The sequence below is a fragment of the Dactylosporangium sucinum genome, from assembly GCF_014647515.1.
GTDB lineage: Bacteria > Actinomycetota > Actinomycetes > Mycobacteriales > Micromonosporaceae > Dactylosporangium > Dactylosporangium sucinum.
On the sequence record NZ_BMPI01000097.1, the window covers coordinates 16,780 to 35,437 of the forward strand.

Consider the following 18,658-nt stretch of genomic DNA (forward strand, 5'->3'; position numbering starts at 1 on the left):
GCCACTCAGGCCTGGATAGTGATGATTCGGGTGAATTCGTGCAGCAGGTCGAAACCATCCCAGACACCCGCGAACGTCAACGCCTGGCCGAACGGCACGATGCGGTCGATGCCGCGACCGGCCAGGGTGGTCACGAAGTCGTCGAGCTCGGTCATCGTGAAGCCGAACTGCGCCAGGGTCTGGTCCTTGCGCTGGATCGCCGGGGCCAGCTCGGCGAGCGAGCCGAGCGTCACGTGGCAGATCGTGCCGGCCCCCAGCCATTCCCGCTGAACGAAGCCGAGGTCGGCCAGCTCCACGTTGGCGACCGCGTTGCCGGCGAAGGCGACGCGCGTCGCGGCGCCGGTCGCGGCCAGCCCGTACGTGGCGACGTACTTCTCGACGGCCATCGCCGCGTCGACCGACCAGCCGCGCTGCCCGACGACCTCGCCGAGCAGCTCCGTGAACTCGGCCTTGGCCACGTCGGCCGCGGCTGGGTCGCCGATCCAGAACAGGTCGCGCGGGGAGGAGCAGGCGGCCTGGTCGAACCAGTACAGGTCGTTGGCGAAGCCGTCGGCCGCCGCGCGGCGCTGGGCCGGGGTCGCGGCCCGCCAGCCGGCGACCGAGACGGCCGCGAACGAGGAGCGGTCCGGAAAGGCCAGGTCGCGGGCGAGCGGCGGCACCGCAAAGGTGCGCAGCGCGTTGACCGACTGGTCGCCGCCCCACAGGACGCGCAGGTCGCAGGCCGCCATGAGGGCGCCGGTGAGCGCGTCGTCGCGGTCGTAGGTGACCATCCGCTGGGTCTGCGCGATCGCCGGGTGGGCGTCGGCGAGCACGTCGTTGAGCGCCTCCAGGACGGTCTGGGCGGCGCCCGCCGAGCGGTTGGAGACGCGCACGATGTTGTGGTTGCCGGCGAGGGCCGACAGCGCCCAGGAGTACACGAAGATCGTGTCCACGTTGGCCGGCGGGAAGTGCAGGACCAGCCCGCGCGGGGCCCGGCGGTGGCCGGCGGCGCCGTCGCCGAGGCGCTCGACCGCCTTGGCCAGCTCGCTCTTGCGCAGGAAGAAGCCGAGCGAGCCCAGCTCGGGGTGGCGGCGGGCCAGGTCGGGCTTGAGCAGGCGGCGGGAGAACGCGATCAGGAAGTCGCGGACGCGCTCGTCGCCGACGGTCAGCCGGCCACCGGCCGGCTCCTGGGTGACCTCGGCGATCAGTCGGTCGACCGACCGAATTTCGGCACCGGCCGGGAAGCGCGCGGTGATCACGCCGCCGCCTGGAAGGTGTCGCTGCAGCCGCGGGCCTCGGCGCGCGGCAGGCGGCCGAGGATCGAGAACCGCTTGCCCGGCCATGCGCCGTCGTCGATGCCGTGCACCACGCCGAGGTCCTCGGTGAGCAGGACGTGCCCGGGGTACGACTCGGGGAGGGTGCTCACCACCTCGACCAGCCCGGGCCTGCCGGGCGGCAGCGGCTCCCACGTGACGGGGTCGCGGATCACGACGTCGGCGAAGTCCGGGCAGTACAGCGAGTTGCCGTCCGGTCCCTCGAGGTACACGACGCCGATCTGCTCGACCATGCCGTAGAAGTTGTGGATCCGCGTGAGGCCGGTGTCGGCCTGGAACGCGCGGCGGAACTCGGCGTTGTCGACCTGGCGGTCGACCAGCTTCTTCCAGCCGCCGGAGTGGACCAGGACGCCGTTGCTGAGGTCGAGGCCGTGGTCGCGGGCGAGCTCGTACAGGTACAGCCACACCATGAACGTGAAGCCGAAGATCAGGAACGGCCGGTCGCCGTGCTTGGCCAGGAAGCCGCGCACGGCCTCCACGTCGGGGCGGTCGTGCTCGTCGAGGACCCACACGTGGTCCCGGCCGAAGGTCACCATGCCCAGCACGCCGGCGCCCCGCGCGCTGAACGAGCGGCGGTTCTTGATGATCGCCGTCGAGTCGACGATGAGCATCGGCAGCCGCTTCGGGCCGAGGACGGTCTGCAGGGTCTGGCCGAGCATGCGGGTCTGCGCCGCGGCGGCGTCCTTGTCGAGGTAGATCCGGCTGACGTCGCCGGTCGTCCCGCTGGAGGTCAGCACCTTGAAGACGGCGTCGTCCGGGATGCTCTTGAGCTCCTGGGTCTTGAACAGCCGCACCGGGAGCCACGGCAGGTCGGAGATCGCGTCGTACCGCCGGCCGCGCGCATGCCCGATCGCGTTCAGGATGTTGTCGTAGGCGGCGCCGCCGGACCGGTGCCGCTCGGTGAGCTCGACCAGCCGGGGCAGCAGCTGGGCCTCGCGTTCGGACTGCGCCAACGTGAAGACACTCATCGCGCCGCCTCCAGCGCTCGATAGTCGACCTTGCCGTTGCTCAGCAGCGGCAGCGCGGCGACGCTGCGCACCTCGAAGCCGGACCAGTGCAGCTTGAGCCGGTCGGCGAGGTCCTGCCGCAGCCGGCTCGGGTCGTTGCCGTCCTGGGCGACGAAGACGACGATCTTGTCGTCGCCGGCCACCGCGGCGGCCGGGCCGGGGAGCATGCCCTCGATGTCGTCGAGGTTGAGCCGGACGCCGAACACCTTGCCGAACCGCTTGAGGCGGCCGTCGATGTACAGGTATCCATCGGCGTCGAGGTGGCCCAGGTCGCCGGTCTCCAGCAGCCCGCCCTGGTCGTCGCCGCGGGCCAGGTCGGCGGCCGTCTCGGCGTAGCCGAGCATGACGTTGGGCCCGCGGTAGAGCACCTCGCCGCGCACGTCGGCGCCGGTGGTCTCGGTGCCGTCGTCGAGCCGCACGCTGAGCCGCCCGCCGGGCACCGCCGGGCCGACCGACCCGAGCTTCTCCGCGAGGCGGTCGGCCGGGAGCGTCGTGAGCCGCGGTGCCGCCTCGGTCTGCCCGTACATCACGAACAGCCGGCCCGACACGGCGCTCATCCGCCCATGGAAGTCCTCGACCAGCTCGGGCCGCAGCCGTCCACCGGCCTGGGTGAGCGTGCGCAGCGCCGGGTACTTCGCCGGATCGAAGCGCAGGCGTTTCAAGATTTCGTACTGCGACGGCACCAGCGCCAGCGAGGTGACGCCGAACGTGTTGACCGCCGGCCAGAACGGCCGCCCGAGCAGGCCATCGGCCTCGACGACCAGGGTCGCCCCGGCCGCGAGGTGGGTGTTGAGCACCGACATGCCGAACGAGTAGTAGAACGGCAGGCTGCTGATCGCCACGTCGTCGCCGGTGATGCCGAGCGCCGCGACGATCGACGCGGTGTTGGCCAGGATCGCGGCCCGCGACAGCCGGACCAGCTTCGGGTTGCCGGTCGAGCCCGACGTCGCCAGCAGGACGGCCAGGTCGGGGTGGGCGGCAGCGGCCGGTGACTCGCGGACCCAGCGGTCGCCGTCGACCCGGTAGCCCTTCGGCGCCTCGTCGGGCAGCGGCCCGGCGACCACGGCCGGCTCGAACCGGTCGACGAAGTCGGTCAGCACCTCGGCCGGCAGGGCCGGATCGAGCAGCGCGAGCGGCCGGCCGGACTCGAAGGCGTCCACATAGCGCAGGACCGCGTCGACGGTGGTCGGCATCCGCAGGAAGACCACCCCGGGCGGCGCGTCGGCGAACGCGCCCGTCGCGTGCGGAACCACGACGGCGCCGGTGGCGGCGTCGATCAGCCGGGCGCCCGGGTGCAGCAGCGTCATACGACGAGACCGCCGTCGACGCCGATCACCTGGCCCGTCACGAACCGGGCATGGTCGGAGAGCAGGAAGGCCACGACGTCGGCCACGTCCTCGGGCTCGCCGAGCCGGCGCAGCGCGGTCGCGGCGACCCGCTCGGCGCGGCCGGCCTCGTCGAGGGAGTCGAGCATCTCGGTGGCGATGAAGCCGGGGGCCACCGCGTTGACCCGGATGCCGGCCGGGCCGAGCTCCTTGGCGGCGGCGCGGGTGAAGCCGGCGACGGCGGCCTTGGTCGCGCCGTAGACCACCTGGCCGGCGGCGCCGGACGTGCCCATCACCGACGACAGCAGGACGACCGCCGGGCTGGTGCCGCGCCGCAGCAGCTTGACCGCGGACTGGACGGTGTGGGTGGCGCCGACGGCATTGACGGCGAACAGCCGCTCGACGGCCGCGTCGCTCATCATGCCGAGCAGGCCGGCCTCGTGGACGCCGGCGTTGACGACCAGGGCGTCGAGCCGGCGGTGCCGCTCGAACACGAGCCGCATCATGGCCTTGACGTCGGCCGCCTGGCTCACGTCCCCGTGGACGACGAGGGCGTCGACGCCCAGCTCGTCGGCCGTCGTCTTCGCCGAGCCCTCGCGCTGCCCGTGCAGGACCAGCTGGTAACCCTCCGTGGCGAGGCGGCGGGCGACGGCCCGGCCGATGCCGCGCGACGACCCGGTGACCAGCGCGACCCGCTGCGGCGCCTCAGCCGGTGAGCTCAACGTCGTGCTTCCCGAGGATCTCGACGGCCTTGTCGAACGAGCTCAGGTCGATGACCTCGTCCGTGTCGATCATGACGTCGAACGCGTCCTCGATCTCGGCCACGAGCGTCAGGTGGGCGAGCGAGTCCCACTGCTCGATCCCCCGATACTCAAGCTTGTCGACATCGAAGTCCTCCGGGAGGCCAAGCGCGGTGCGGAAGGCGACACGGAGCCGGTCGAGGTTGCTCATCAGATCAGGGTCCTGTTCGATCAGGGCGCATGCGGGTCCGCCAGCGAGTGTACCGTTGGCGAGCGGTTCAACGACCCGGGAGGTTTCCAGGTGCTGCGCGACGCCCGCGAATCGGACGTGGAGACCATCCGCACCTGGCGGAACCATCCGAAGACCCGGGGTGCGAGCATCTACACCGCATACATCACCCCCGAGGGTCACGCTCAGTGGTGGGCCAACGTGCAGGCCGACCCGTCCCGGCGGGTGCTGATTTTCTCGTACCACGGGATCGACTCCGGCGTGGTGACCTTCAACGACCACGACCCGGACGCCGGCACCGCCGAGTGGGGCTTCTTCCTCGACGTCGACGGCCTGACCGAGCGCGGCGAGCTGCTGCCGGCCTGGATGGAGCTGGAGAAGGCGGCCGTCGCCTACGCGTTCGACGACCTGAAGCTCACGTCGTTCGGCGGGCGGACGCTGGCCTGGAACAAGCAGGTGATCGGGCTGCACCGCCGGTTCGGCTTCGTCGAGGTCCCCGAGCGCCGCTACACGATCGAGATCGACGGCCAGGACCAGCTCGTCGTCTGGACCGAGAAGTCGCGTACAACCTGACGTGACCCCGGACCCGTCAAAGGGTGGACCAAATCCCCCGAGGGAGGGCGCCACGGATGGGCCGGGACCCAGCAGGTGCGGAGCAGGAATATGTCGAGTACGTCACGGCGCGGCTGCCGGCGCTACGCCGTCTCGCGTACTCGCTGACCGGCGACTCGCACCGCGCTGACGATCTCGTCCAGCAGACCATCACCACGCTGTTCGTGCGGTGGTCGAAGATCCGCCAGGCCGATCACCTGGATCGATACGTGCGCAGCATGCTGGTGAACGCCTTCGTCGACGAGCGCCGTCTCGGCTGGGCGAGGGTGCGGCTCTTCGCGGAGCCGCCGCCGGTGGCCGCACCCGAGCCGGACAGCGTGGAGGACCGCTCGGTCCTGCGCGCCGCGCTGGCCCAGGTGCCGCGCCGCCAGCGGGCGGTGCTGGTGCTGCGGTTCATCCAGGACCTGCCGGTCGCCGAGGTTGCCGAGATCCTCGGCATCTCGGCCGGCACGGTGAAGAGCCAGACCTCCCACGGGCTCGCGGCGCTGCGGCGACTGCTCGGCGAGCAGCCGCTGGCGGCCCTGACCAGCACCCAGGAGCGGTGAAGTGCACCTTGACGAGTCCAACGCCGGCGACCTGCTGGGCACACTCTCCCAGGAACCACCCCGTCCGTCCTCGATCGACGTCGGCCGCGCGATGCGCGAGGGCCGGCGCCGCCGCCGGGCCCGCCGGGCGGCGCTGACCAGCGGCGCGGCGGGTTTCACCGCGCTGGCGCTGGCGGCGTTGCCGATCGGCCTGCGATCCATCGGTACCAGTAAATCGGACATCTCGGAAAGGACGAGCACGTCGCCGTCGGTCGCGGCCAGCGCCGCGCCCACCGCCGCGCCGAGCCCATCCGCCTCCGCCTCGCCTTCCAAGGCGCCCGCGCGGCTGCCCACGTCCTGCACGGTCGATCGGCTCCCGATCCCCGACAACGTGCCGAAGTCGATCGTCACCGCCGCCGACCCGACCGGACGCCTGGTGTTCGGGCGGTCGTACCCCGGCAACGGCACCCAGCAGGTCCTGCTGTGGACGAACGGCAAGGCGTCCAAGGTGGACGTCCCCGGCGACGATCAGGCGATGCATTCGGTCAACGCGGCCGGCGTGGCCGTCGGCCACAGTTACGTCGACGGCGAGCCGGTCGCCTGGCTGTACCGCGACGGCCGGGTGAGCGAACTGCCCGCGGGCCGCAGCGCCGAGGCGCAGGGCATCAACGCGAGCAACGTCATCGTCGGCGAGCGCGCCGGCCGGCCGGTCCGCTGGGCCAGCCCGACGGCGGAGCCGATATCCCTGGAGGTACCGCCGGACGCGCAGGGCGGCGCTGCGCGCGCGGTCGACGACGACGGCACCGCGGTAGGCTACGTGTACGTCGGGACGAACCGCGTGGCCTACGCCTGGACGCCCGACGGCAAGGGACGACCACTCGCGTCCGGCGACGACTCGGCCGCCTTCACGGTGCGCAACGGCTGGGCGACCGGTCTGCACGGCAGCAGCGGCATGCGCTGGAACCTCCACACCGGCGCGGCCGAGTCCGTGCCGGGCATGCAGATACGCCCGAGCACGGCCAACGCGTCGGGCTGGATGGTGGGCACCGACCCGCAGGGCAGGGGCGTGCTGACCGGCGCGGGCACGTCGGTACGGCTGCCGGATCTGTTCCTGCACAAGGCTGACGAGTTCAGCAACCTGCCGGAGACGCTCAGCGACGACGGGCGGGTGATCGCCGGCCAGGCCAACGACGCCGCGGGCGCCCTCTACGCCGCCGTCTGGCACTGCCGCTAACCCTCCACCACTCACCGCGTCCGCCCAGCGCCTCCGCGAGCCGCGTCCACCCACGACGCCCGCGAGCCACGTCCACCCACCGCGTCCACCCACGACGCCCGCGAGTGACGTCCACCCACTGCTTCCGCCCACCGCCTCCGCGAGCCGCGTCCATCCACCACGCCCGCGAGCCACGTCCGCCCGCCACCTCCGCCCGCCACGTCCGCCCACGACGTCCCGAGCCGTTCCCGTCCCTCCACATCTCCGCGTCCGCCCGGCGCCCCGCCTACGCGCGCGGCACCTCCACGCCTCCGCGTTCACCCGCCGCCCCGCCGGCCCCTTACCCTTCCGCTCCGCCCGCGCCTCGTCCCTCCACCCGTCCGCCTCCGCCCCTCTACGTCCGCTCCACAGCGTCGATCTTGGAGTTGTGGTGGTTGACAAACCCGGACATCGTGGGAGTGTCCTGGCACCACAACTGCAAGATCGGCGCAAAGGCGAGCGGACGCACGAGGCGAGCGGACGCACGAGGACGCGGAGGGGCGCGGCGAGCGGACGCACGAGGACGCGGAGGGGCGCGGCGACGGAGGGCCCGCGGGGCGGAGGCGGCGCGGGGCGGGCGGAGGCGGCACGCGGAGGGGCGCAGGCGACGCGCGGAGGGGCGCAGGCGGCACGCGGAGGGGCGCAGGCTGCGCGGGCAGGGCGGAGGCGGCGCCGGGCCGAGGCGGCGCCGGGCCGAGGCGGCGCCGGGCCGAGGCGGCGCCGGGCCGAGGCGGCGCCGGGCCGAGGCGGCGCACGGAGGGGCGGAGGCGGGGCGGAGGCGGGGCGGGGCGGGCGGGTGGGGGTTAGGCGGGGTCGGGGAGGCGGCCCGGGGCCAGGCGGTCCTCGGGGTCGAGCGCGAGCTTCAACCGGGCCGACGCATCGTCGATCCGGCCCGGGCCGTACGTCTCGACCAGCTCGCGCAGCTCCAGCGGAGCCCGCAGCAGCGTGCAGCCACCGCCGCCCCGGGCCAGCAGCACGGTCCGGGCGGCGGTCAGCATGCCGGCGAGCCGCTCCGGGGCCACCGAGTCGGGCAGCGACGCGTGCGCCACCCCGAGGCCGACCGACCCGCGCACCGGCACCGGCGTGCCGGCCGCGTCGCGCAGCGCGTAGACGACCGCGAACAGCTCGCTGGGCCGGCCCCAGAGCTTCAGCGCGACGTCCTCGGCGGAGAACGGATAGCGCCCCCACCAGGCCGGCGGCAGCTGCTCGACCGTGGCGCCGCCGCCGAGCAGCTTGGCCGCCGCCTCGGCGCGGCTGAAGGCGGCGTCGCGGGCGCCCTCGAACAGCGCGGCCAGCTCGGCCGGGCGCCCGCCGCTGCCGCCGGGCAGGTCGGCCTCGATCGCGGCCGCCTCGAGGTGCGAGGCGAGGAGCGCCTCGGTGAGCTGCTGGACCTCGCGGGGCGTGGTCACCGGCCGGATGACCCAGGCGCGGGCGGCGGGCATCGGCTCCAGCCGGACGGTGGCCTCGGTGATGACGCCGAGCGTCCCGTACGACCCGCAGACGTGCCGCGCCAGGTCGAAGCCGTCGACGTGGCGCTCCAGGCTGCCCTCGTCGAGCGCGACGCGCACGCCCATGACGAGGTCGCGGGGCGCGCCGAACCGGTGGCGCAGGGGGCCGGCCTCGTTGGCGGCCAGGACGCCGCCCAGGGTCGCGGCCGGCGAGCCGACGTCGAGCGCCAGGCGCTGGCCCTCGCGCAGCAGGTGGGCCCGGATCGCGCGCATCGGGGTGCCGGCGGCGATCGTCGCGATCAGCTCGCCGGGGTCGTGGTCGAGAATGCCGGACATCCGGCCCAGGTCGAGCAGGATGTCGACGTGGGTCGGGGGCAGGCCCCAGTCGAGCTTGGTGCCCGCCCCGGTCGGCACGACGGACAGGCCTTCCGCCGCGGCGAACCGCAGCACCTCCGAAACGTCCTCGGCAGCGCCGGGCGCCGCCACCCACCCCACGGGCACGCCGTCCACGGCGTCGGCCGGGCCGGCCTCCCACACGTGGTCCGGACCGCACGCCTCCGCGAGCCCTTCGATCACCGTCACCGCAAGCTCCGCTTCCCTGGTCACCAACCGCCGCCGTCGCTGGGGGGAAGATCGGTCGCCGGGAATCGCGGTAACCAGGGCATGATCCTGGCTTTCCCATTGACGCTCTCGTCACACGATCGATCGCCGGAAGCGTGCACATGGCGCGCCAACCGACATCGAACATACGTTCGAGAGCCTACGGGCTCCCTACTTGAGCCGCAAGACCCGCTTGAGGAAGGCCGCCCGGTCGGCGCTCGCGGCGGCGAGCTTGTCCAGGTCGTGGCCGGCGTCGTAGTCCTTGCGCTCCTTGGTGCCGGCCACCGCGGCGGCCAGCTCGTCCTGCTCGGACTTCGGGAAGACCTCGTCCTTGGCGCCGAACTGCAGCAGCACCGAGCGCTTGCCGCCGGCCGCCACGTAGGGGCCGGCGTCGAAGCGGGCGAGGGAGTCGAGATAGGCGTGCCAATCCGGCGGTACCTGCTGCTTGACCATCCAGCGGGACATCCGGCCCGACCCGCCCGCGAGCACCACGCCGGCCAGCCGGGTCTCCAGGCCGAGCAGCACCGCGCCCTGGGCCGCGCCCCAGCTGTGGCCGACGAACGCGATCCGCGAGGGGTCGCAGTCGGACCGGCGGGCCAGCAGGTCGATCGCCCGGCGCTGGCCGACGACCGCGTCGGCGACGGTCTTGGCGTCGGCCGCCGCGTCGCCGGTCGGCTTGAGCGGCAGGCCGGTGACGCCGACCAGCGCGCCGGCCCGGGCCAGCGTCATCGCCTCGTCGAGGAGTGCGTCCCGGTTGCCGTCGCTGCCCGGCGCGAGGATCACCGCCGGATACCGGCCGGCGTCGCCCGCGGGCCCCACGACGTACGCCGGAAGATCCTCGTGACCGCGCGCGTCCGAGTAGGTGAGGTCCTCGAGGATCACGCCGTCGCCGGTGCGCTTGTCGGTGAGGGTGGCGCCCAGGCTCTGGTTCTTGTCGTAGTTGAAGAGCTTCTTCAGCTCGGCGAGCGGCACCGCCGCGGGGACGTACCCCGAGGGGTCGAACGTCGACGCGGCCCGGCCCGAGCCGCCCGGAGATCCGGCCGGCGGGCCACCCCCCGCCCGCGGAGTCGTCGACGACCCCTCGGAGCACGCCTGGACCAGCATTGCTGCCAGCCCGGTCACCCCGATGTGCAACAGTGCACGACGCCGCACCGCATCCCTCCGTGGCCTCGCCCGAACTACGAGACCATGACGGTACCGGCGTCGCTCCCTCCTGATTACTAGGACCGGCGAACGACACTCATGGTTGCCGCCTCTTTCTTCGTCCTGGGGCCGCGTTGGAAAGCGGGTAACGTAAGGACGCGTGACGAGCGAGCAGCCGCCTACCGCGAAGCGGGTCCCGCACGAGCGGACCCACCACGGAGACACCGTGGTCGACGAGTACTTCTGGCTTCAGCAGAAGGACGATCCGGACACCGTGGCCTATCTGGAGGCCGAGAACGCGTTCACCACCGCGGCGACGGCACACCTCGAGGGGCTCCGCGAGACGCTGTTCAGCGAGATCAAGACGCGCACCAAGGAGACCGACCTCTCGGTGCCGACGCGCAAGGGCGGGTTCTGGTATTACACCCGCACCGAGGCCGGCAAGCAGTACGGCATCCACTGCCGGGTCGCCGCGGCCGACGGCCAGACGACCCCGCCCGACATCGGCGACGGCACGGCCCTGCCCGGCGAGGAGGTGCTGCTCGACGGCAACGAGCTCGCCGGCGACTCGGAGTTCTTCGCGCTCGGCACGTTCGACCTGAGCGTCGACGGCAACCTGCTGGCATACAGCACCGACTTCTCCGGCGACGAGCGCTTCACGCTGCGGGTCAAGGACCTGCGCACCGGGGAGCTGCTGCCGGACGCCGTCGAGGACGTGTTCTACGGCTCGGCCTGGGCGGCGGACGGCTCCACGCTCTTCTACACCACCGTCGACGAGGCGTGGCGGCCGTACCGCGTGTGGCGCCACACGATCGGCACGCCGTCCGCCGACGACGTGGTGGTGCACGAGGAGCCCGACGAGCGGTTCTGGGTGGGCGTCGAGCTGACCCGCAGCGAGCGCTTCATCCTCATCGACCTCAACAGCAAGGTCACCAGCGAGGTGCTGGTGATCCCGGCCGACGCGCCGACCACGCCGCCGGTCACGATCGCGCCGCGCCGCCAGGGCGTCGAGTACTCGGTGGAGCACCACGGGCACCGGTTCCTGATCCTGCACAACGACGGCGCCGAGGACTTCGCGCTGTCGTACACGTCGGTCGACAACCCCGGCGCCTGGACCACGCTCATCGAGCACCACCCCGGCACTCGGCTGCTGCAGGTCGACGCCTTCTCCGGCCACCTGGTCGTCTCGCTGCGCCGCGACGGCCTGACCGGGATCCGCGTCGTCCCGCTGCACGGCGCCGCGCCGTACGACATCAGCTTCCCCGAGCCGATCTACTCGGTCGGCCCGGAGGCGAACCTGGAGTACGACACCACCTCCTTCCGGCTGCACTACGTGTCGCTGGTGACTCCCGACTCGATCTTCGACTGCAACCTGGACAGCGGCGAGCTGACGCTGCGCAAGCAGAAGCCGGTGCTGGGCGACTTCGACCCGGCCCGCTACGAGCAGTACCGCGAGTGGGCGATCGCCGAGGACGGCACCCGCGTGCCGATCTCGATCGTGGCCGCGACGGGCACTCCCCGCGACGGCTCCGCCCCCGCCGTGCTCTACGGCTACGGCTCCTACGAGGCGTCGATGGACCCGTGGTTCTCGATCCCGCGCCTCTCCCTGCTGGACCGCGGCGTGGTCTTCGCCGTCGCCCACATCCGCGGCGGCGGCGAGATGGGCCGGCGCTGGTACGACGAGGGCAAGCTCCTGGCGAAGAAGAACACCTTCACCGACTTCGTGGCCTGCGCGGCGCACCTGGTGAAGGCCGCCTGGACGTCGTCGGACCGGCTGATCGCACGCGGCGGCTCGGCCGGCGGCCTGCTGATGGGCGCGGTGGCGAACCTCGCGCCGTCGGATTTCGCCGGGATCGTGGCGCAGGTCCCGTTCGTGGACGCGCTGAACACCATCCTGGATCCGTCGCTGCCGCTGACGGTGACGGAGTGGGAGGAGTGGGGCAATCCGCTCGCGGACCCCGAGGTGTACGCGTACATGAAGTCGTACACGCCGTACGAGAACCTCTCCGATGGGATGTATCCGGCGATCCTGGCGGTGACGTCGCTGAACGACACGCGGGTGCTCTTCCACGAGCCGGCGAAGTGGGTGGCCCGGCTGCGGGCCCAGTCCCCGTCGACGGACGTCCTGCTGAAGACCGAGATGGGCGCGGGGCACGGCGGGCCGAGCGGCCGCTATGACGCCTGGCGCGAGGAGGCGTTCATCACGGCCTGGATCCTGGACAAGGTCGGCAAGGCCGCCTGACCGACCACGGCCCATGATCGTGGGAACCGTTTGGCTGCCCCGGCGACCAGACGGTTCCCACGATCATGGAGCGCGGCCACGGAGCCAGGGCGCCGGCTGCGGTCGCCCAGGAGTAGTTCGGGTCGCCGTCCCTCCGTGCGCGACATATGCGAAATGCCGGATCCAGTGGGTCGGAATTTGCGGCATGTGGTGTCGTCCACAGCGCGTCGTCCCCAGCTGTGGATAACTCGGTGGACAGCTGTGGACGGACGCGGGGAACGCTGTGGACAACACCGAGCGCCAGCGATCCACACGGCTCTGTATTGCCTGCTCAATCACGTACCGGAGGCAGCAACGGTCGATCTCGTCACCAGGTGACGGTGGCGTTGCCCACAGGCGTTACCCACAGGCTGTGGATAACCGTCAGGCGAACAGTGTCGCGGCCAGCTTCGGGTCCAGGTTGCCGCCGCTCACCACCGCCACCGTGCGGCCCGCCGGCAGCGCGTCGCGGTGGTGGAGCACCGCCGCCGTCGTCACGGCGCCGCTCGGCTCGGCGATCAGGCGGGCCTTGCGGGCCAGCGTCTTCACCGCGTCCAGGATCTCTTCCTCGGTCACCGTGATGATGGCGTCCAGGTACGCGCTCAGGTGGGCCAGCGTCAACTCCGACAGCGGCGTGCGCAGGCCGTCGGCCACCGTGCTGAGCATCCGGGCCTCGGGCAGCGTGCGGACCACGCCCGCGGCCAGGCTCTCCGCCGCGTCCGCGGCCACGGCCGGCTCCACGCCGATCACCGCGACCCGCGGGGCCAGCGACTTCACCGCCGTCGCCACGCCCGAGGACAGGCCGCCGCCGCCCACCGGGACCAGCACCACGTCGACGCTGGAGAGGTCCTCGAAGATCTCCAGGCCCACGGTGCCCTGGCCGGCGATGATGTCGGGGTGGTCGTACGGCGGGATGAGGGTCAGGCCGCGCTCCGCGACCAGTTGCCCCGCCACGATCTCGCGCTGGGACTGCGGCACGAGGATGACCTCGGCGCCGTAGCCGCGGGTCGCCTCGATCTTGAGCGGGGTGGAGACGTCGGGCATCACGACCGTGACCGGGATGCCGAGGGCGCGGCCGGCGTAGGCGAGCGCCTGGCCGTGGTTGCCGGAGGAGTGGGTGATCACGCCGGCGCTGCGGCGCTCCAGGTCGAGCCGGTGCAGGGCGTTTGTGGCGCCGCGGAGCTTGAACGCACCGATGGGCTGCAGGCTCTCGGGTTTGAGCCACAGGTCGTCGGCCCAGGGGCAGGGCAACAACGGGGTGCGCACCACGAGGCCGGAGACCCGCGCGGCAGCGTCGCGGATGTCGTCCAGGCGAACGAGGTCTTGCTGGAGGGTGGTCACGCCGCCCATCCTGACACTGCGGTCCCGAGATCACCTTGTCCGCGCGGCGCGAATGAGAGATCCATAACGTCGAACTATCCGCTGCTGTAGTACCTTGCGGCGCCCGGATGCAGGGGCAACGGGTCGGTCGTCGGGGCCGACGCCCGGTCGAAGTTGCCGCCCTCGGGGTGCACCCGCGAGAGCTCGATCTGATGCTCGAAGAGCACCTTGGTGAGCTCGTAGGCAAGCTCCTCCGGCATGTCGGGCGACACCACGATGAGGTTGCCGACGACGATCGTGTCGATGTCGGTCGGGGTGCCGTAGGCGGTCGCCGGCAGCTTGGCCAGGCCGTAGACGGCGCCGTAGGTGTACGTCAGCGGCTGGAGCAGCTCGTTGAGCGGCAGGATCGAGTACTGCCCGGGCGCGCTGTTGAGCAGGTCGGCGATGCCCGGCGTGGGCAGGCCGCCGGCGAAGAAGAACGCGTCCGTCGTGCCGGCCTGCATGGACTTGGTGGTCTCCGGCAGCGACAGCCGCTCCCGGACGATCTCGGTGTCGGGGTTGATGCCGCCGGCGAAGAGCAGGCGGCCGGCCACGATGTCGATGCCGGAGCCGGCCGAGCCCGTCGAGACCCGCTTGCCGCGCAGGTCGCTGAACCTGGTGATCCGCGCGCTGTTGCGCACGACGAGGTGGATGTAGCTCTTGTAGACCCGGGCCAGCGCCACGATCTTGCGCGGACCGCCGTCGAAGGCGCCCTTGCCGGTGTACGCGTCGGCCGCCGTGTCCGCGAGGGTCAGCGCCACGTCCATGTCACCGCTCGCCACCCGCTCGATGTTCTCGCCGGAGGCGCCCGTCGCCTCGGCGCGCGCCTCATAGCCGGGGACGTGCTTGGTGATGAGGTCGGCGTAGCCGCCACCGATCGTGTAGTACACGCCGGTGGTGTTGCCGGTGGCGATGAAGATCCGGCCGCCGTGCCAGAGCCCGGCGCCCGGACGCTGCGGTACGGTCGCGCAACCGGCCAGGAGCAGGGCTCCCGCCAGTACCGCCGCGAGCACCCGTCGTGTCATCGAGACAACGCGTCCCGGGGCAGCGGGTCCAGGGCGTCGGCGACGCGGTGGACGAGCATCGCGGTCTCGTAGCCCACCTGGCCGAGGTCGCAGCCGGGCGCCGCGAGCACGCCGAGCAGGGCCCGATCGCCGACGGACATCACGATCATCACGCCGCCGTCCATGTCGACGATCGTCTGGCGGACGTGGCCCGCCTGCATGACCCGGGCCGCGCCGAAGACCAGGCTGGCGAGGCCGCTGATGACGGCCGAGAGGTGGTCGGCCTGGTCGATGGGCAGGTCGGCCGAGCTCGCGAGCCGCAGGCCGTCGCCGGACACGGTGATCGCGTGCGCGACGTCAGGCACCTGCCGGGCGAAGCTGGCCATGAGCCAGTCGAGCTGTCCGGCGCCGGAGGGTTGCTGTGGCATGGCCATATCTACTGATCCTTTTGTCCTGTGGCTGCGCTGTTGGTGCGTCGTGCGGCGGCCGAGACCCCTTCCGCGAACGCGGCGAGCCGGGACCGGACGAGCTCCGGGTCGACGGCCGCGGCGGGGGAGGTCTGCGGCTGCTGTTCGGTGGTTCCGGGCGCGAGCTGCGCGCCCGGACGGCGGCGGGGAAGGTTCGCTTCGGACATCGAGCCACCTCCGGCAGCACTGGACGGTGTTCCCGGCCGTGGCGGCCACGAGCCGGGGGGTGGTGGCGGCGTCGGGGTTTCGCCGCTGCTGAGGTAGGGACGGAACCAGGGTGCTGCCGCCGTCCCGGACTGTTGCGGTCGTTCGGAGGTGCGGGGCCGGCCGAGGGGCGCGCCGACCGTCGAGGGCACCTGGACCGGTTCCTGACGGACGGGCTCCGGACGGGCGCCGCCGCCACGGACGGGCTCCGGACGGGCAACGCCGCCGCGGCCGGCCGGCAGGGCGCTCGCCTGCTCCAGCACGCGGTGCGGGAGCGCGACGTAGGCGACGGTGCCGCTGCCGGTAGCGTGCAGCTGCACCCGGATGCCGTGCCGGGCGGCCAGGTGCGACACCACGTGCAGGCCCATCGTGCCGGCGGCGGCACTGCTCAGGTTGCTCGGCACGGACAGCCGGGCGTTGATCTCGGCCAGCCGGGCCGGCACGATGCCGATGCCGCTGTCGTGGACGCGGACCATCGCGCCGTCGACGGTCGGCCGCGCGTCGACCCGCACCGGCTGGGTCGGCGGCGAGAACGAGGCCGCGTTCTCGAGCAGCTCGGCCAGCAGATGCACCACGTCGCCGACGGCCGGGCCCGCCACGGCCAGGTCGGCCTGGACGACCTCGACCCGCTCGAAGTCGTCGATCTCGGAGGCCGCGGCGGTGACGACCGCGCCGAACTGCACGGCGTGGGTCTGCGGGCGGCCGGGCTCGCCGCCGGAGAGGACCAGCAGGTTCTCCCCGTTGCGGCGCAGGCGGGCGGCCAGGTGGTCGAGCGCGAACAGCCGGGCCAGCACGTCGGGGTCGGTCTCGTCGCGCTCGAACTCGTCGAGCAGCCGCAGCTGCCGCGTGATGAGCGTCCGGATGCGGCGGGCCAGCACCTCGGCCATGCGGGACATGTCGACCCGCAGCTCGGCCTGCTCGCCGGCCAGGCGCAGGGCGGTGCGGTGCACGCTGCCGAACGCGTCGGCCACCTGGCCGATCTCGTCGTTGGTGGCGGCGATGGACCGGGTGACGACGGCCGCCGACTCGGCCGACTCGGGCCGCTGGCCGGCGCCGGTGGTCACCGAGTTGATCGCGTCGGGCAGGTCGCGCCGGGCCATCTGCAGCGCGGCGGCGCGCAGCTGGCGCAGGCGTCGGGAGGTGCGCACCGCGAGCAGGATCGCGATGCCGAGGGCGGTCAGGCCGAGCACCGCGGTGCCGATGCCGGTGGCCCAGGCCCGCCGCGACGCGTTGACCGCGATCTGGTCGGCGCGCAGGTCCAGCGCGTCGGAGAAGTCGACGCTGACGACGTTGAGCCGGCGGATGACGCCGCTCTGCGCCACGAACCAGGCGTCGGCGTCGGCCTTGACGCCGCCCGGGCTGCGCTCGACGTCGCGGACGGCGGCGCTCATCTTCTCGGCCTTGTCGATGTCGGCGCCCCGCAGCACCGTCTCGAACGCGCGCGCCTCCTCGGCGGTCGCGGCGCGCTCGAACTCCGCCTGCCGCTGGGCGCGCGCACCGCGGATCTCGGACATGGTGCCGAGCTCGCCGGGCTCGACGGCGCCGCGGCTGAAGATGGCGCGCAGGAGGTCGCGCTCGAGCGCCGCGTAGTGCTCGACGGCCGCGATGGCGGCGACGGCACGGGCCGCGTTCGCGAGCTCGATGTCCCTGATCTGCGCGGGTACCGCATCCGCGATGGCCAGCAGCGCCTCGGCCAGTCCGCGGTACGCCGCGTCGCCCACCAGCGTGATGGCCGCGCCGTTGTCGGCGGACTCGCGGACCGCGCCGAGCTGACCGTAGAGGTCGTTGGCCTTGCGGATGGCGCCGGCGAGCGCGGGCACCGACTCGACCGCCCGGCGACTGTCGTCGAGGTACCGGCGGGCCGCCTGGTCGGTGCGCTCCCGCTGCGCGACCATCAGCGCGGCGCCGGACTTGCCACCGCGCTGGCGGAGTGCGGCGGTCTCGGCGACCTCGCGCTCCAGTTCGTGCACGAACAGCACGGCACTCGTCGCGGTGACGGCGGCGGTCCGGGTCCGGCTCGCGTCCCGCGAGGCGGAGGTGGCGGTGGCCGCCTGGAGGGTGCTCAGGGTCGCCAGGCCGATCATGGCGACGAGGATCGGGGCGATCAGCTGCGTCCGGACCGACCGCAGGCCGCTCGGGCGCGGTCCACCGCCACGGCGGTGCCCGGCGACCGACGTGTCAGTCCCGCCGGGACGGCGGTTCTGGCCGCCGCCGCGCGGAACCGGGACACGGGGGGAACCGGTGCCAGCCAACGGGGGGCCTCCTCGTCACTGCAGCGAGCGCTCCGACACCGCAGCGGGAGGCAGGGCCACTACGGATCACGACTCGGCACGCTACTGGAAAGGAGCGGTTCCCACGAGAGTCCTTGCGCTCATCGGCAACCGTTGGGAGCCGAACGGCGGAGGTCTCCGCAACTATGCGTTACGGCGTCGTCGCAGTACGAACCAAGCGACCGTTCCGGCGATGACCGCGACGACCGCGAGGGGGGTCCAGGACGAGGATCGGCGGGCCGGGCGCCGCGGCTCCGCCGAGCGCGACGGCATCGACGACGGTCCAGGCGAGACCATCGACGACTGCAAGATCGAGGGGGACGCCGGCCGCCCGGTGGGTTCGCGAAGCGACGGGACCGGAGACGGCTCGCGCGGCTCGATCAGCGGCGGCGGGCCGGGCAACGGCATGCCCGGTGGCGGGGTGGGGCCCGGAGCCAGTCCGAGGAGCAGAACGGGGACGAGCAGCGACCGCACACCCGCCCCAACGGCACCGCCGGCGGCCGGTTGAGGGAAACCCCCGACCGACCACCGGCGGAGTCGCGCTAGCGGCGGCGTTGCTGCGCGCGCACGCGCACCGGCGCGGGCTGCTGTTCACGCAGGTTGAGCATGAACTTGGCGAGCAGCGCGGCCGAAACGAGCACGCACAGCGCGAGCACCGTCGCGGCCACCGCGGCGGCACCCGACGTCGCCACCCAGGCCGCGTCGGCCAGGAGGACGAGCAGCCACAGTGCGGCACTCGCCTTCAGGGCGCGGTTGCGGTATCGAGTCATGTGGGTTCACCTCCGTGCCCTGGTGGATACCCACGCCGCCGTTTTTGAAGCCTTCTAGGAGACCGCTGAACAATCCGGTTTCTGGACCGGGGTCTGGTCAGAGGTGACGGGGAAGGTGTCTCAATAGGCTG

General features: G+C 72.8%; 17 protein-coding genes. 5 read left to right on the plus strand and 12 right to left on the minus strand.

What is annotated here, in order from left to right; translation table 11 throughout:
- Positions 1-5: 5 nt before the first annotated feature.
- Genes IEZ31_RS51030 through IEZ31_RS51050 form a run of 5 tightly spaced genes read right to left on the minus strand, consistent with a single transcriptional unit; the run spans position 6 to position 4,596 of the window.
- Positions 6-1,238 (minus strand): acyl-CoA reductase, encoded by a 1,233-nt coding sequence (locus tag IEZ31_RS51030; RefSeq protein ID WP_229837123.1) that lies wholly within the window; start codon positions 1,236-1,238, stop codon positions 6-8.
- On the minus strand, positions 1,235-2,281 hold the full coding sequence (locus tag IEZ31_RS51035; RefSeq protein WP_190257410.1) for a LuxE/PaaK family acyltransferase: 1,047 nt from the start codon (positions 2,279-2,281) through the stop codon (positions 1,235-1,237). The genes IEZ31_RS51030 and IEZ31_RS51035 overlap by 4 nt, the downstream gene beginning before the upstream one ends.
- Entirely contained in the window at positions 2,278-3,627 is a 1,350-nt protein-coding gene (locus IEZ31_RS51040) for an AMP-binding protein (protein ID WP_190257411.1), read from the minus strand. The genes IEZ31_RS51035 and IEZ31_RS51040 overlap by 4 nt, the downstream gene beginning before the upstream one ends.
- Complete coding sequence (locus IEZ31_RS51045) at positions 3,624-4,367, minus strand: SDR family NAD(P)-dependent oxidoreductase (RefSeq protein WP_190257412.1); 744 nt, start codon at positions 4,365-4,367, stop codon at positions 3,624-3,626. Before IEZ31_RS51045 ends, IEZ31_RS51040 begins: the two co-directional genes overlap by 4 nt.
- Positions 4,351-4,596 (minus strand): acyl carrier protein, encoded by a 246-nt coding sequence (locus IEZ31_RS51050; protein ID WP_190257413.1) that lies wholly within the window; start codon positions 4,594-4,596, stop codon positions 4,351-4,353. Before IEZ31_RS51050 ends, IEZ31_RS51045 begins: the two co-directional genes overlap by 17 nt.
- Positions 4,597-4,686: 90 nt before the next feature.
- Between IEZ31_RS51050 and IEZ31_RS51055 the strand changes: the two genes are divergently transcribed.
- From IEZ31_RS51055 to IEZ31_RS51065, 3 genes are read left to right on the plus strand one after another with little or no spacing between them, the layout of a single operon-like run.
- Positions 4,687-5,187, plus strand: a complete 501-nt coding sequence (locus IEZ31_RS51055; RefSeq protein ID WP_190257414.1) for a GNAT family N-acetyltransferase — start codon at positions 4,687-4,689, stop codon at positions 5,185-5,187.
- 56 nt (positions 5,188-5,243) lie between these two features.
- Positions 5,244-5,771 (plus strand): SigE family RNA polymerase sigma factor, encoded by a 528-nt coding sequence (locus IEZ31_RS51060; protein WP_190257415.1) that lies wholly within the window; start codon positions 5,244-5,246, stop codon positions 5,769-5,771.
- A 1-nt stretch (position 5,772) separates the two neighbouring features.
- Entirely contained in the window at positions 5,773-6,984 is a 1,212-nt protein-coding gene (locus IEZ31_RS51065) for a hypothetical protein (RefSeq protein ID WP_190257416.1), read from the plus strand.
- A gap of 821 nt (positions 6,985-7,805) precedes the next feature.
- Here IEZ31_RS51065 and IEZ31_RS51070 read toward each other — a convergent pair.
- Together IEZ31_RS51070 and IEZ31_RS51075 are read right to left on the minus strand one after the other, a co-directional pair.
- A complete protein-coding gene (locus IEZ31_RS51070) occupies positions 7,806-9,032 on the minus strand; it encodes an FAD-binding oxidoreductase (protein WP_190257417.1) in 1,227 nt (408 codons plus the stop codon).
- Positions 9,033-9,221: 189 nt separating this feature from the next.
- A complete protein-coding gene (locus IEZ31_RS51075) occupies positions 9,222-10,202 on the minus strand; it encodes an alpha/beta hydrolase family protein (protein ID WP_190257418.1) in 981 nt (326 codons plus the stop codon).
- Between the two features lie 151 nt (positions 10,203-10,353).
- Here IEZ31_RS51075 and IEZ31_RS51080 point away from each other — a divergent pair, with 151 nt between their 5' ends.
- On the plus strand, positions 10,354-12,435 hold the full coding sequence (locus tag IEZ31_RS51080; protein WP_190257419.1) for a S9 family peptidase: 2,082 nt from the start codon (positions 10,354-10,356) through the stop codon (positions 12,433-12,435).
- Positions 12,436-12,837: 402 nt separating this feature from the next.
- On the opposite strand, the gene IEZ31_RS51085 is transcribed toward IEZ31_RS51080, so the two are convergent.
- The 4 genes from IEZ31_RS51085 to IEZ31_RS51100 form a co-directional block, all read right to left on the minus strand.
- Complete coding sequence (locus IEZ31_RS51085) at positions 12,838-13,794, minus strand: threonine ammonia-lyase (RefSeq protein ID WP_229837125.1); 957 nt, start codon at positions 13,792-13,794, stop codon at positions 12,838-12,840.
- Between the two features lie 74 nt (positions 13,795-13,868).
- A complete protein-coding gene (locus tag IEZ31_RS51090) occupies positions 13,869-14,837 on the minus strand; it encodes a TAXI family TRAP transporter solute-binding subunit (RefSeq protein ID WP_190257421.1) in 969 nt (322 codons plus the stop codon).
- On the minus strand, positions 14,834-15,244 hold the full coding sequence (locus IEZ31_RS51095) for a roadblock/LC7 domain-containing protein (protein ID WP_190257422.1): 411 nt from the start codon (positions 15,242-15,244) through the stop codon (positions 14,834-14,836). The genes IEZ31_RS51090 and IEZ31_RS51095 overlap by 4 nt, the downstream gene beginning before the upstream one ends.
- 8 nt (positions 15,245-15,252) lie before the next feature.
- On the minus strand, positions 15,253-17,571 hold the full coding sequence (locus tag IEZ31_RS51100; protein ID WP_190257423.1) for a sensor histidine kinase: 2,319 nt from the start codon (positions 17,569-17,571) through the stop codon (positions 15,253-15,255).
- Between the two features lie 379 nt (positions 17,572-17,950).
- Here IEZ31_RS51100 and IEZ31_RS51105 point away from each other — a divergent pair, with 379 nt between their 5' ends.
- A complete protein-coding gene (locus IEZ31_RS51105) occupies positions 17,951-18,265 on the plus strand; it encodes a hypothetical protein (RefSeq protein ID WP_190257424.1) in 315 nt (104 codons plus the stop codon).
- A 34-nt stretch (positions 18,266-18,299) separates the two neighbouring features.
- Here the strand turns inward: IEZ31_RS51105 and IEZ31_RS51110 are convergent, their stop codons facing one another.
- Positions 18,300-18,527, minus strand: a complete 228-nt coding sequence (locus tag IEZ31_RS51110) for a hypothetical protein (protein ID WP_190257425.1) — start codon at positions 18,525-18,527, stop codon at positions 18,300-18,302.
- Positions 18,528-18,658 lie beyond the last annotated feature (131 nt).